Below are 12,881 nucleotides of genomic sequence, written 5' to 3'. Positions count from 1 at the left end.
TGCAACGCACCGATCGCCCATACGGCCTCCTCGCGAAAAAGCTCCCTGGGAGAAATCTGGGAGATGATCTTCCCCCAGAGCGCTACCGAGGACAGGTCAGACCAACGGCAACCAATGCCCTGACCTGCCCGTTTGCGATGATGGCCAGCCCACGAGCCAGGTCGGACGTTCTTCGGGACGAAGAGGTCGTGGGTTCAAATCCCGCCACCCCGACAGCTGAAATACCAGGTCAGGGGCCTGATCCGCGCGAGCGGGTCGGGCCCCTGAGTGGTTTCCTGGGCGTGGGGGCGCCATCGGGAAGGAGCCACGGCATGGGTGGGAACGTCTCGACCGCGCCCGCGTCGCATCTGAGTGGGACCGAGCGGGTTCGGCTGGCCGTCTATCACGGGTTCGCGCGGGCCGGGGTCGCCCCGGGCGTGGCCGAGCTTGCCGGGCTCACCCGGCTGAGCGGCGAGGAGGTGCGGCGGGAGCTGCGCCGGCTGCACGAGAGCCGTGATCTTGTACTGGATCCGGAGGACGGCGACCGGGTCGTCCTGGCGCACCCCTTCGCGGCCGTGCCGCTCGGGTTCTCCGTGATGGGGGCGCACACGCTGTGGTGGGGCGGCTGTGCCTGGGACTCGTTCGCCCTGCCGCACCTGCTGGACGACGAGCCCGACGTCCTGGTCGCCACCCGCTGCCCGGCCTGCGACGCCCCGCACGCCTGGGTCGTCGGCCGGGAGGCGCCGCCGGAAGGCGGGCAAGTGGCCCACTTCCTCGTGCCCATGGCGCACGCCTGGGACGACGTGCTGCGCACCTGCGGCAACCAGCGGCTGTTCTGTTCCGAGACGTGTGTCGACACGTGGCTGCGGCGGACCGGACAGGAACGCGGCTACGTCATGGGGCTCGACACCCTCTGGCGCTTCGCCGGTGACTGGTACACCGGACGCCTCCACCCGGGCTACACCCGCCGCGACCCCGCCTCCGCCGCCGCCTACTTCGCCGAGGTCGGTCTGCACGGAGCCTTCTGGGGGCTGCCCGACTAGGGAGTGTCCGGAGACCGGGGCGTGTGCGGGAAGTCGATCAAGCGGCTCTACGCTGTTACGGCGGTGCGTGCTGCTGTCAGGTGTCGACCAGGTCGTCGACCGTCGAAAGGCTGGGTCTCAATTGCTGGTCGCGGACCGATATCGGCTTCATACGTGTGTCGGCCGCGGCGGCATGGGCGAGGTGTGGCAGGCCACGGACGAGGTGCTCGGGCGGTCCGTGGCCGTGAAGTTGATGCTCGGGCACGAGCACGACCCCTCCGCGGGCGAGCGGTTCCGTCTTGAGGCGCAGACCGCCGCGCGGCTCAGCCACCCGCACGTCGTCGGTGTCTTCGACTTCGGTACGTGGGACGGAAAGCTGTTCCTCGTCATGGAGTTGGTCGAAGGATCCAGCCTCGCCTCCGAACGCGGAGCACCGCCCCTGGTGCTGCCCGCCGAGCGGGTGGCCGTCGTCGCCGGTCACGCCGCAGCCGGGCTCGCCGCCGCGCACCGGGAAGGGGTCGTGCACCGGGACATCAAGCCCGGGAACCTGCTGCTCGACGGCGACGGGACCGTGAAACTCGCCGACTTCGGGATCGCCCGGTTCGTCGACGACCCGTCCGCCGCGCTCACGACCACGGGCCAGATCGTCGGCACCGGCCTCTACCTCGCCCCCGAGCGGGCGCTCGGCCGGGCCGCCTCGCCGGCCTCCGACGTGTACTCGCTCGGCTGCGTGCTGTACCAACTGCTCACCGGACGGCCCCCGTTCCAGGGCGACACCGCCACCTCCCTGCTCTACCAGCACATCGACACGCCTCCCGCGCCGCCCAGGCAGCTCGGAGTGGGGCTGCCCGCGGCGTTCGAGGCGTACCTCCTCTCCATGCTGGCCAAGGAGCCCGAACAGAGACCTCCGGCCCAGGCGATCGCCGACTGGTTCACCTCCGGTGCCTGGCGGGAGCACCCGCTTCCTCCGGCTCAGCCGCGGAGTCAGACTCAGCCGCGGAATCAGACTCAGCCGCGGAATCAGGCTCAGCCGCCGCGTGCGGCACAGACCGTGCCCCGGTCCGCGCCCCGGTCCACGTCGCGGCGCCAGGCGCGGCGCGCGGAGAGCGGGCTCGCCGCCCTCTCCCGGCGGCGGCCCCGGAAGACCGCGGCCGTCGCCGGCGGCATAGCCTTCGTCGTCTTCCTCCTGATCGGCATGGCCTGGATGTCCTGAGTGACCCGAACGGGGGTCGCCGGGTGGCCCGGGGTGGGGCGGTCCGGTCCCCTGGGGACATGCACCCCCTCCGGACAGCCGCCGAGGCGGCGGCCACCGTTCCCGCCGAGGTCGTCTCCGACTCCGGCCCGTCCGCCCTCGCCCTCGGGGTCGGCGCCGCCGCCGTCGCGGGGGCCATCGGCACCGCCGTCGTACGGCGCGGTCGCACGGCGAAGGGCCACGACGGGTCGGCCGAGCGCACGGCCGGGCAGTCTCCGGGGCCGGAAGCCGGTTCCGAGCGGGCCCAGAACTGACATCGGCGCCGAGGCCCTCACGGCGCCTCGTGCGCCAGTGCCTCCAGGCCCCGGCGGGCGCCTTCCTCGTACGCCCGGGTCAGCTCCCGGGCCGGTAGCGCCTCGCGGAGCGCGCTGTCGCTGTGCCGGCGCGCCGGGGCGCAGAACGGGGCGGCGCTGTACGAGTCGTCGAAGGCGGACCTCCGCAACAGGTCCACGGCGCCCAGCAGATGGGCCGCGTCCTTCGGGCGGCCGGCGAGGATCCGCAGGCGGGCGACGAGTTCGGCCGCGCAGGTCGCCCCGACGACGCCGCCGAGTCCGAGGTGGGTGCGCAGGGCGCGGAGCGCGTGCCGTTCGGCGCGTAACGGATCGCCCTCCCAGAAGTGGATTTCGGCACGGGCGTAGGACGTCCAGGCCTCGGCCATGAGGTCGCGGCCGGTCCAGTTCAGGACCGCGGCGCGGTCGAGGGCCTCCTGGGCCGCCTCCGGGTCGGTGCGGATCAGGGCGAGCGCGAGCGCCGCCCACACGGCCTCCCGGCTCGGGCCCACCTCGGGATGGTCGCCGATGGTGTTCAGGGCCTCGCGGAACTCCGCCGCCGCGGCCTCCGTACGCCCCTGGAACAGGGCCGTGGAGCCCCGCAGATGGGCCAGGAGGCCCAGGCAGCGGTCGTCGCCCTCGCGCACGGCGGCGGCCCAGGCCTGGACGAGCAGGGGGTCGGCGTCCTCCGGGCGGCCGGCCTCCAGTTCGAGGAAGGCGGCCAGCCAGAGCGCTCGGGCCGGCAGCGGTCCTGGGTGCTGGGCCATGGCGTGCCGCAGCCGTGTCAGGCCCTCGACGACCCGCCCGCAGGCGATCCAGAGGAACCAGAGCGAGACGGCGATCTCCACCGCCGAGTCCGCCTCTGCCGAGGGCGACAGCGGGGCGGTCGTCGGGTCCATGGCGGCGGTCAGGTCGGGGAGTTCGCGCAGCGCGAGCGCGCGGGCGTCCTCCTGCCGTCCGCCGTGCCACCAGTCGGCGGCCCGCCGGGCGACCTTCACGTACCACCTGCGGTGGTGCAGGACGACGGCCCAGCGGTCCCCGCGCTCGGTGAGCCTGCGGGCTCCGACGGCCCGCATCGGGTGGGGCATCCAGTAACCGGGTCGGCCGCCGGCGCCCTCGACGGGCAGCAGCGCGAGCGGAGCGAGGCGGTCGAGGACCCCGAGGATCTCGGAGGCGGGCAGCGCGCCCGACGCGCAGACCTCCCGTACCGCCTCCGGGCCGAAGGCGCCCTCGAAGACGGACAGTCGCTCCCAGAGGAGCTGTTCGGCGCGGTCGCAGGCCGCGTATCCGGCGTCGGCCGCGGCCAGTTGCTCGGCGGTCGACCACGGGGCCGGGCCCTCGCGCAGGCGCGCGCGTACCGCCCGGAGATCCCGTTCACTGCCCGCCGTCCTGATGCCCGGACGCTCTGTGTCCCCCATCGCTACGGCCCCTGCCTTGAGTCTCGCTTCATGGCTTTTCACAGCTCTTACGGTTTGAATGCCAGTGCCTCGGGCCATCCTGGGGCGCCGTGGCGCAGGCACCGGCGGTTTGCCGGAGAACGGCCAGGGAGGGAAATGCGTACCGGGGAATCCGTCCTGGGAGAGGCGGATCTGGCGCTCATCCACGCATTGCAGCTGGCACCCCGTGCCACGTGGACGGACCTCGCGGCGGTCGTCGGCACCAGCCCCGACACGCTCGCGCGGCGCTGGGAGCAGCTCACCTCGGGCGGTTACGCGTGGGCCGGCCTCCTGGCGCGGTACCACGCCTCCGCCCTCGCCCTCTACGCCTGGGTGGAGGTGGACTGCGCCGCCGGGCGGTCCGAGGACACCGCCGTCGAACTCGCGCGGGACCCGCAGACCCACAGCGTCCACCAGGTCACCGGGGACACCGACCTGGTGCTCCTGGTGACCTGCCCCGACCTGGTGGCCCTGGACGAGTACCTGGTGCGGCGCGTCCAGGGGCTGCCGGGCGTGATCCGGTCCCGTACGCAGGTGATCACCCGGATGCATCCGCTCCGCAACGGCCGACAGCTCGACCAGCTGACGCCCCAGCAGGCGCATCGGCTCACGGAACTCACCGGGCCGGTGGCGGGCCCCGGGCGCAAGCCCCACCGGTTCACGGACGCCGACCGCAGGATCGTCTCCGCGCTGGCCGGGGACGCCCGGATCAGCGCCGCCGAGCTCGCCCGCCAGGTCGGTACGAGCGAGTCGACCGTGCGCCGCAGGCTGGAGGCCCTCGCGACGGGCGGGGCGCTGTTCCACCACTGCAAGCCGGCCCCCCGCTTCTCGGGGCGCCCGGTGTTCGCGCTGGTCAAGGCGGACGTGCCGCCCCTGGAGGCCGCGTCGGCATCGGCGGCCGTGGGGCGGCTGCGGCAGACCCGGCTGGTCACCTCGGTGACCGGGCCGCACAACCTGAGCGCGGGGGTGTGGCTGCGCTCGGTCGACGAGCTGAACGACGTGACGGCGGCGGTCGCCCGGGCCGTGCCGGGGCTGCGCATCACGGGTACGGTCCTCTCCCTGCGTGTCCACAAGCTCGGCGCCCAGGTCCTGGGCCCCGACGGCCGCCGCACGCACCACGTCCGCCCGGCCGGCCTGCCTTCGGCGGAGGGGTAGCCGGGGCGCGGACCACCGCCGGACAATGGGGCGCATGGAGTTCGCCGTGTTCGTGACGCTGCCGGGTCTTGTCATCCTGCTGACCGTGGTCGCCTTCGCCGACCAGATCCTGCGCATGACCGGGCGCGGACGGCGGACGGGCCAGGTGTCGTCGACCGGTTTCGAGCAGCTGCACGCCACCTTCTCGCAGGGCAAGCAGAACGAGCTGAAGGAGCGGCAGAGCGCCCTCGTCCTGCGCGACGACGAGGAGGACGGCGCGCCGCCGCACCGCTCGACGGTGGATCTGGCGGGCGGACGCGCGGTCATCCGCATGCCCTGAGCCATCCGCATGCCCTGAGTCATCCACTGCACCGAGTTATCCACAGGCTGCGGACGCGGGCGCCGGAATGTCCGCCGTTCGGAGCATGATGGGGGGCATGACCGAGAGCAACGAGAAGACCGCCACCCCCGACCTCCGCGCCGTCCCCGCCTGGGAGCAGCGGTTCCGTGCCCCGCGCGTCTCCCTGCCCGAGTGGGCCGAGGAGGCCCCCGATCGTTCGCTGTTCGTGTCCAACGCGACGGGGACGTACGAGCTGTACGCCTGGGACCGGGCGACCGGCGCCCAGCGCCAGGTCACCGACCGGCCGAACGGGACGACGGACGGCACGCTGTCGCCGGACGGGCGGTGGATCTGGTGGTTCTCGGACAAGGACGGCGACGAGTTCGGGGTCTGGATGCGCCAGCCCTTCGAGGGCGGGGCGGACGAGCCCGCGGTGCCCGGGCTCGCGCCGTCCTATCCGGCGGGGCTCGCGATCGGCCGGGAGGGCACGGTGGTCGTCGGCCGCTCGACGGACGAGGAGGGCTCGACGATCCATCTCGTACGGGACGGAGCGGCGCCCGTCGAGATCTACCGGCACCCGGAGTCGGCCGGGGTGGGCGACCTCTCGCACGACGGTTCGCTCCTGGTGATCGAGCACACCGAGCACGGCGACGCGATGCACGAGGCGCTGCGGGTGCTGCGCACCGAGGACTCCTCGGTGGTGGCGGAGCTGGACGACTCCAAGGGCGGCACGAAGGAGCTGGGGCTCTCCGTGCTCGGCTTCGCGCCGGTGGACGGGGACACCCGGCTGCTCGTCGGCCACCAGCGGCGGGGCCGCTGGGAGCCGATGCTCTGGGACGTGGCGACGGGCCGGGAGACCGACCTGCGCCTCGACCTGCCGGGCGACGTGGCGGCGGAGTGGTACGTGGACGGGACGGGCCTGCTGATCGTCCACAGCTTCGAGGCGCGCAGCGAGCTGTGGCGGTACGACATCGCGACGGGCGCCCTGGTCCGGGTGGAGACCCCGGCCGGTTCGGTGTCGGAGGCCACGGCCCGCCCCGACGGCAGCGTCGAGTTCCTGTGGTCCTCGGCCGCCGAGCCGGCGAGCGTGCGCTCGACGTCCGGCGGCGTCGTGCTCGACCCGCCGGGGCAGCGGGCGCCCGGTTCGGTGCCGGTGGAGGACGTGTGGGTGGAGGGCCCGGGCGGCCGGATCCACGCCCTCGTGCAGCGGCCGGCCGAGGGCGAGGGCCCGTTCCCGACGGTCTTCGAGGTGCACGGCGGACCCACCTGGCACGACAGCGACGCCTTCGCCTCGGGCCCGGCGGCCTGGCTCGACCACGGGTACGCGGTGGTCCGGGTCAACTACCGCGGCTCGACCGGTTACGGCCGGGAGTGGACGGACGCGCTCAAGCACCGCGTCGGCCTGATCGAGCTGGAGGACATCGCGGCGGTCCGCGCGTGGGCGGTGGACTCGGGGTTCGCCGATCCCTCGAAGCTGGTCCTGGCGGGCGGCTCGTGGGGCGGGTATCTGACGCTGCTCGGGCTCGGCACCCAGCCCGGGGCGTGGTCGTTGGGGCTCGCCGCCGTCCCGGTCGCCGACTACGTGACGGCGTACGCCGACGAGATGGAGGCCCTGAAGGCGCTGGACCGGACGCTCTTCGGCGGCTCGCCCGAGGAGGTGCCGGACCGGTTCGAGGCCTCGTCGCCGCTGACGTACGTGGACCGGGTCACGGCCCCCGTGTACATCTCGGCGGGGGTCAACGACCCGCGCTGCCCGATCCGCCAGATCGACAACTACGTGGACCGGCTGGCCGCCCGGGACGCGGTCCACGAGGTGTACCGGTACGACGCGGGGCACGGCTCGCTGGTGGTGGAGGAGCGGATCAAGCAGGTCCGCCAGGAGCTGGCGTTCGCGGCGCGTCACCTGGGGACCCGGCCGGTCGAGGGGTGAGGCGGCTGCGTACCGTGGAGGGGTGTACCGGTTCCTGAGAACGCCCCGCTGGTGGGGGATCAACGTCTTCGTCCTGTTGGCGATCCCGTTCTGCCTGTTCATGGGGACGTGGCAGATGGGGAAGTTCGAGGACCGTGTCGACTCCCACCGGGAGGCGGAGCGGGCCCCCGACCCGGGCACGCTGAAGACCGAGCCGCTGGCCTCGCTGCTGCCCGTGGACAAGGAGACCTCGGGCCGGCACGCGGAGGTGAGCGGCCGGTACGACCAGCAGTTCCTGGTGCCCGACCGTGAGCTGGACGGACGCGCGGGCAGTTACGTCCTGACGCTCCTGAAGACGGACGCCGGCAAGTCCCTGCCGGTGGTACGGGGCTGGCTGCCGGCCGGCGCGAAGGCACCGGCCCCGCCGTCGGGCGAGGTCACGGTGGTCGGCTCGCTCCAGGCGTCGGAGACCGCGGGCACGAAGGGCGTCCACGCGGCCGGTGGTCTGCCCGAGGGGCAGCTCGCCATGATCAGTGCCGGTTCGCTGGTCAACCTGGTCCCCGACGAGGTCTACGACGCGTGGGTCACGCTCACGGACTCCCCCGCCGGGCTCACCCCCGTCCCGGCGACGGCCGCGGCGGGGACCTCACTGGACCTGAAGGCGTTCCAGAACCTCGGCTACACCGCGGAGTGGTTCGTCTTCGCGGGCTTCGTCCTCTTCATGTGGTTCCGGCTGCTGCGCCGCGAGGTGGAGGCCCAGCGCGACGAGGCGCTGGGGCTGTAGGGAACCCCTCCGGGCCCCTCGGCGCCCCTCTGCGCCCCTCTGCGCCCCTCTGCGCCCCTCGGCGCCCCTCGGCGCCGGGCTCGTGCCCGGCTGCCGTAGGGCACCGGTCAGGACGCGTCCAGGACGCCCGTGCGGTAGATGGTGCCCGCGCAGGCGTTCGGGATGGTGGTGGCCGCCTGCGGGGCGCCCGGCTCGGCCGTGTGGCTGATCGAGACGCTGCCGTCGGCGGGCGTGCCGTCCAGGACGAACTGCGGAGCCGTGCCCTCGGCGGATTCACCCGAGCCGGTCGAGCCGCCCGAGGCCCCGGTCGACGTACCCTCGCCGTCCTTGGTCGGGGTCGGGGTCGGCGTCGGGGTCGGCGTGGGGGTCGGGTCCGGGCCGGGGCCGGGGTCCGGGGTGGTGCCCGTGGTGGGACAGGTCGACGCCGGGACCCAGGCGAACTTCACCTCGTAGGCGTTGTCCGGCTTCAGGAGCAGCGTGGACGACTCCTGCGAGGGGTCGGGCAGTCCGCTCGCCGCGTCACCGGCGGTGTGCGCGACGACCGAGATCTTCGACGGGTCGGCCGCGCCGCGCGCCTGGAAGTCGATCGTGCCGTCGCCGCTGACCACGCACTCCTTGCCGGAGATGTTGGAGATGCGGAAGGTGCCGTAGACCTTCCCCTGGGCGTCGGGGCCGCCGGACTGCGCCGAGCCGACGGCCAGCTGCCCGGCCTCGCAGACCGGAAGGGAGCCCGCCGAGGAGCTGGGGCCGCTGCCGGTGGCGCCGTTGACGGCGTCCTCCGCCTCGCCCCCGCCTGCGGCCGCGCCCTGGCTCGGGGCCGCGGTGCCGCTCGGCTTGCCCGCGCCCTGCCCGCCGCCCTCGACGCCGGTCTCCGAGCCGGTGCCGCCCTGGGCCTGTTCGCCGTGGCCGGCGTTGATGGCCTGGTCGGCGGTGAGGCCGCCGGAGCCCGCGACGTGCACGAGGGCGGGCACGGCCGTGCCCAGCAGCACGGCGGCCGCGGCGAAGCCGACGACGGCCTGGCGCTTGCGGGTGCGCCGCGCGGGGACGGCCCGGCGCAGATGGTCGAGGGCGCCGTCGGAGGGCTGGAGGTCGCCCACGGCGCCGTGCAGCAGCCGCCGCAGCGCCAGTTCGTCGCCGTCGAAGAGTTCGTCGTGGCCGTCGGCCCGCTCGTTGTCCGGCCCGTCGTTCACAATCCCGTGTCCCATGTCGTCGCGTTCACCGTCGGGCAGTCCGCTCGTACCACCGGAACTCGTACCGCCGGAGCTCATGCCGTCGCCTCCATCGCGACGCGCAGCGCCGCGATGCCACGCGAGCCGTACGCCTTCACCGACCCCAGGGATATCCCGAGGGTCTCGGCCACCTGGGCCTCCGTCATGTCCGCGAAGTATCGCAGGACGAGCACCTCGCGCTGCCGCCGCTGAAGTCCGCGCATCGCCTTGATGAGGGCGTCACGCTCCAGCTGGTCGTACGCGCCCTCCTCCGCGCTCGCCATGTCGGGCATCGGCTTGGACAGCAGCTTCAGCCCGAGGATGCGGCGGCGCAGCGCCGAGCGCGAGAGGTTGACGACCGTCTGGCGCAGGTAGGCCAGGGTCTTCTCCGGGTCACGGACCCGTTTGCGCGCGGAGTGGACGCGGATGAACGCCTCCTGGACCACGTCCTCGCAGGAGGCCGTGTCGTCGAGGAGCAGCGCGGCGAGACCGAGCAGCGAGCGGTAGTGCGCTCGGTAGGTCTCGGTCAGGTGATCGACGGAGGTGCCCGCGGACACGATGCCGTCAGCGCTCTCGCGGGGCGCGGGTATGCCGTTCACACCGGCCGCCCTGGTCCCCGCGGGCATGGGGGCGATCACCGGCATGCCGCCGGTCGCCGGACGCGGGCGCGGCTGCCGGAGCGGGCGCACCACAGGGACGCCACCGCCCAGGCCGCTGCCGGCGCGTGCCGGAACCGTGAACGTGCCGCGGAGCGGGACGACCGCCGCGATATCGAGTACCTCTGCCACGTCTGTTGGACACGCTTCCCCCCGTCAGGGTTGTACGAGTACGCCACCGTTCTTGACGGTGCCCCTATTGCCCTCATGCGTACTCGTTCATCCCCAATGCCCCGTATTCACAGCCTGTTTTGCGACACGCCACCGGCACACCCCATGGGTGCGCTAAGAGACGCCCTGGCCCAACTGGCGGTTGCGGCAAGGGTGAAGAGCATCGTCGAACATGGCGTCACCCCAGTTCAAGGGGCATCTGGAGCCGACTTGCTCACAGGTCTTTCACAGATCCTACAAAGTCGAACGATCAACCGTCGTCGATTTCCGGACGCTCCGGGCGAATGATCGACTCCGCGATCTGTACGGCGTTCAGCGCCGCGCCCTTGCGGAGGTTGTCGCCGCAGACGAAGAACTCGAGCGCCCGCTCGTCGTCCATCGAACGGCGCACCCGCCCCACCCAGACCGGGTCGGTACCGACGACGTCGGCCGGCGTCGGGAAGGCGCCCGAGGCGGGGTCGTCGAAGAGGACCACGCCGGGGGAGGTCGCCAGGATCTCGTGCGCCCGCCCGACGCTCACCGGCCGCTCGAACCGCGCGTGCACGGAGATCGAGTGGGCGGTCACCACCGGGACGCGGACGCAGGTCGCGGCGACGGGCAGCCCGGGAAGGTCCAGGATCTTGCGGGTCTCGGCGCGCAGGGCCAGCTCCTCGGAGGACCAGCCGTCCTCCGCCGGCACGCCGGACCAGGGCACCACGTTGAGCGCGACCGGCCCCGGGAAGGGCCCGGTGTCGTCGCCGACGGCCCGCCGGACGTCTCCGGGGTGCGTGCCCAGTTCGGTCCCCGCGACCAGCGAGAGCTGCCCGCGCAGCGCGGCGACGCCCGCGTGCCCGCCCCCGCTCACGGCCTGCTGGGCGGTCACCACCAGCTCGCCGAGCCCGAATTCGGCGTGCAGCGCACCCACGGCGACGATCAGCGCGAGCGTGGAGCAGCCGGGGCTCGCGACGATGCCGCGGGGCCGTACCCGTGCGGCGTGCGGATTGATCTCGGGGACCACCAGCGGCACGTCCGGGTCGCCCCGGAACGCCGCCGAGGTGTCCACCACCACCGCGCCCTTGGCGGCGGCGATCGGCGCCCAGCGCGCCGCGATGTCCTCCGGCACCAGGAAGAGCGCGAGGTCGACGCCTTCCAGTGCCTCCTCGCTCAGCGCGAGTACCTCGGTCTCCTCGCCCCGCACGGCCAGCTTGGCGCCGGCCGAGCGGGGAGAGGCGACGAGTCGGATCTCACCCCAGACGTCCGCGTGCTGCGTGAGCATCTGGAGCATGACCGCACCGACGGCTCCGGTCGCACCGACGACCGCGAGCGTCGGCTTGGCGGTCATCGTCCGGTGCCTCCATAGACGACGGCCTCGTCGGAGTCGCTGTCCAGGCCGAAGGCGGAGTGCACGGCGCGCACGGCCTCGTTGACGTCGTCGGCGCGGGTGACGACCGAGATACGGATCTCCGAGGTGGAGATCAGCTCGATGTTCACCCCGGCGTCCGAGAGCGCCTTGAAGAAGTCGGCGGTGACGCCCGGGTTCGTCTTCATGCCCGCGCCGACCAGGGAGATCTTGCCGATCTGGTCGTCGTAGCGCAGCGAGTCGAAGCCGATGACGGTCTTCGTCCGCTCCAGGGCGTCGATGGCCTTGCGGCCCTCGGCCTTGGGGAGGGTGAAGGAGATGTCCGTCAGACCCGTCGACGCGGCCGACACGTTCTGGACGATCATGTCGATGTTGATCTCGGCGTCCGCGACGGCACGGAAGATGGCCGCGGCCTCGCCCGGCTTGTCCGGCACGCCGACGACGGTGATCTTCGCCTCGGAGGTGTCGTGGGCGACGCCCGAGATGATGGCCTGCTCCACCTTGCGGTCCCCTTGCGGCTCGTTGCTGACCCAGGTGCCCTGCAGCCCCGAGAAGGACGAGCGGACGTGGATCGGGATGTTGTAACGACGTGCGTACTCGACGCAGCGGTGCAGCAGCACCTTGGAGCCGGAGGCGGCGAGCTCCAGCATGTCCTCGAAGGAGATCCAGTCGATCTTCTTCGCCTTCTTCACCACCCGCGGGTCGGCCGTGAAGACGCCGTCGACGTCCGTGTAGATCTCACAGACCTCGGCGTCGAGGGCGGCGGCCAGCGCGACGGCGGTCGTGTCGGAGCCGCCGCGGCCCAGCGTGGTGATGTCCTTCTTGTCCTGGGACACACCCTGGAAGCCCGCGACGATGGCGATGTTGCCCTCGTCGAGGGCGGTACGGATCCGGCCCGGCGTGACATCGATGATGCGCGCTTTGTTGTGGACCGAGTCGGTGATGACACCGGCCTGGCTGCCCGTGAACGACTGGGCCTCGTGGCCCAGGTTTTTGATCGCCATGGCCAGCAGGGCCATGGAGATCCGCTCTCCGGCGGTCAGCAGCATGTCGAACTCACGCCCGGCCGGCATCGGGGATACCTGCTCGGCGAGATCGATCAACTCGTCCGTCGTGTCGCCCATCGCGGAGACCACGACGACCACCTGGTGGCCGTTCTTCTTGGCTTCCACGATCCGCTTGGCGACGCGCTTGATGCCTTCGGCATCGGCAACGGAGGAGCCTCCGTACTTCTGCACGACAAGGCCCACGTGCGCTCCTCGCTCAGTCTTAGCCGCAGTCATCACTGCGGTCGGCTCAGTTTAACGAGCGGCCCGGAATCGCCGACCGTATATCGCATCCTGAGATGTCCCGCTCAGGACGTGATCACGACCGTGGAGCCC

12 protein-coding genes are annotated in these 12,881 nt (G+C 72.7%); 7 read left to right on the top strand and 5 right to left on the bottom strand.

Features of this window, described 5'->3' with window-relative positions:
* Nucleotides 1-311: 311 nt before the first annotated feature.
* From merB to ACF09C_RS11375, 3 genes are all read left to right on the top strand, one after another.
* Complete coding sequence (gene merB, locus ACF09C_RS11385; RefSeq protein ID WP_392091117.1) at nt 312-1,022, top strand: organomercurial lyase; 711 nt, start codon at nt 312-314, stop codon at nt 1,020-1,022.
* A gap of 172 nt (nt 1,023-1,194) precedes the next feature.
* On the top strand, nt 1,195-2,214 hold the full coding sequence (locus ACF09C_RS11380) for a protein kinase (RefSeq protein WP_392091116.1): 1,020 nt from the start codon (nt 1,195-1,197) through the stop codon (nt 2,212-2,214).
* 59 nt (nt 2,215-2,273) lie between these two features.
* Nucleotides 2,274-2,507 carry a hypothetical protein gene (locus ACF09C_RS11375; RefSeq protein WP_392091115.1) on the top strand — a complete coding sequence of 78 codons (234 nt, stop codon included), beginning with the start codon at nt 2,274-2,276 and terminating at the stop codon, nt 2,505-2,507.
* Nucleotides 2,508-2,524: 17 nt separating this feature from the next.
* Here ACF09C_RS11375 and ACF09C_RS11370 read toward each other — a convergent pair whose 3' ends face one another.
* The gene (locus ACF09C_RS11370) at nt 2,525-3,940 is read right to left on the bottom strand and encodes a tetratricopeptide repeat protein (RefSeq protein ID WP_392091114.1); all 1,416 of its coding nucleotides are present in this window, start codon (nt 3,938-3,940) and stop codon (nt 2,525-2,527) included.
* Nucleotides 3,941-4,075: 135 nt separating this feature from the next.
* Here ACF09C_RS11370 and ACF09C_RS11365 point away from each other — a divergent pair, with 135 nt between their 5' ends.
* The 4 genes from ACF09C_RS11365 to ACF09C_RS11350 all read left to right on the top strand — a co-directional run bounded on the left by ACF09C_RS11365 (nt 4,076) and on the right by ACF09C_RS11350 (nt 8,125).
* Entirely contained in the window at nt 4,076-5,113 is a 1,038-nt protein-coding gene (locus tag ACF09C_RS11365; RefSeq protein WP_392091113.1) for an Lrp/AsnC family transcriptional regulator, read from the top strand.
* A gap of 34 nt (nt 5,114-5,147) precedes the next feature.
* Nucleotides 5,148-5,432: a DUF6191 domain-containing protein gene (locus tag ACF09C_RS11360; RefSeq protein WP_362414927.1), complete on the top strand. Its 285-nt coding sequence runs from the start codon at nt 5,148-5,150 to the stop codon at nt 5,430-5,432.
* Nucleotides 5,433-5,529: 97 nt separating this feature from the next.
* The gene (locus ACF09C_RS11355) at nt 5,530-7,362 is read left to right on the top strand and encodes a S9 family peptidase (protein WP_392091112.1); all 1,833 of its coding nucleotides are present in this window, start codon (nt 5,530-5,532) and stop codon (nt 7,360-7,362) included.
* 22 nt (nt 7,363-7,384) lie between these two features.
* Nucleotides 7,385-8,125 (top strand): SURF1 family protein, encoded by a 741-nt coding sequence (locus tag ACF09C_RS11350; RefSeq protein WP_392091111.1) that lies wholly within the window; start codon nt 7,385-7,387, stop codon nt 8,123-8,125.
* A gap of 107 nt (nt 8,126-8,232) precedes the next feature.
* Here ACF09C_RS11350 and ACF09C_RS11345 read toward each other — a convergent pair whose 3' ends face one another.
* From ACF09C_RS11345 to ACF09C_RS11330, 4 genes are all read right to left on the bottom strand, one after another.
* Nucleotides 8,233-9,393, bottom strand: a complete 1,161-nt coding sequence (locus ACF09C_RS11345; RefSeq protein ID WP_392091110.1) for a hypothetical protein — start codon at nt 9,391-9,393, stop codon at nt 8,233-8,235.
* Nucleotides 9,390-10,121: a SigE family RNA polymerase sigma factor gene (locus tag ACF09C_RS11340; protein WP_392091109.1), complete on the bottom strand. Its 732-nt coding sequence runs from the start codon at nt 10,119-10,121 to the stop codon at nt 9,390-9,392. Before ACF09C_RS11340 ends, ACF09C_RS11345 begins: the two co-directional genes overlap by 4 nt.
* A gap of 289 nt (nt 10,122-10,410) precedes the next feature.
* A complete protein-coding gene (locus ACF09C_RS11335; RefSeq protein ID WP_392091108.1) occupies nt 10,411-11,481 on the bottom strand; it encodes an aspartate-semialdehyde dehydrogenase in 1,071 nt (356 codons plus the stop codon).
* Nucleotides 11,478-12,749 (bottom strand): aspartate kinase, encoded by a 1,272-nt coding sequence (locus ACF09C_RS11330; protein ID WP_392091107.1) that lies wholly within the window; start codon nt 12,747-12,749, stop codon nt 11,478-11,480. Before ACF09C_RS11330 ends, ACF09C_RS11335 begins: the two co-directional genes overlap by 4 nt.
* Between the last annotated feature and the right edge of the window lie 132 nt (nt 12,750-12,881).

This window comes from Streptomyces sp. NPDC014870, from assembly GCF_043081505.1.
Lineage (GTDB): Bacteria > Actinomycetota > Actinomycetes > Streptomycetales > Streptomycetaceae > Streptomyces.
This window is presented reverse-complemented; position numbering and strand designations above follow the sequence as displayed.

Excerpts from the sequence above, each read along its gene's own strand:
- merB (WP_392091117.1), top strand. The coding sequence starts at position 312 with ATGGGTGGGAACGTCTCGACCGCGCCCGCGTCGCATCTGAGTGGGACC.
- ACF09C_RS11380 (WP_392091116.1), top strand. The coding sequence starts at position 1,195 with ATGGGCGAGGTGTGGCAGGCCACGGACGAGGTGCTCGGGCGGTCCGTG.
- ACF09C_RS11375 (WP_392091115.1), top strand. The coding sequence starts at position 2,274 with ATGCACCCCCTCCGGACAGCCGCCGAGGCGGCGGCCACCGTTCCCGCC.
- ACF09C_RS11370 (WP_392091114.1), bottom strand. The coding sequence starts at position 3,940 with ATGGGGGACACAGAGCGTCCGGGCATCAGGACGGCGGGCAGTGAACGG.
- ACF09C_RS11365 (WP_392091113.1), top strand. The coding sequence starts at position 4,076 with ATGCGTACCGGGGAATCCGTCCTGGGAGAGGCGGATCTGGCGCTCATC.
- ACF09C_RS11360 (WP_362414927.1), top strand. The coding sequence starts at position 5,148 with ATGGAGTTCGCCGTGTTCGTGACGCTGCCGGGTCTTGTCATCCTGCTG.
- ACF09C_RS11355 (WP_392091112.1), top strand. The coding sequence starts at position 5,530 with ATGACCGAGAGCAACGAGAAGACCGCCACCCCCGACCTCCGCGCCGTC.
- ACF09C_RS11345 (WP_392091110.1), bottom strand. The coding sequence starts at position 9,393 with ATGAGCTCCGGCGGTACGAGTTCCGGTGGTACGAGCGGACTGCCCGAC.
- ACF09C_RS11335 (WP_392091108.1), bottom strand. The coding sequence starts at position 11,481 with ATGACCGCCAAGCCGACGCTCGCGGTCGTCGGTGCGACCGGAGCCGTC.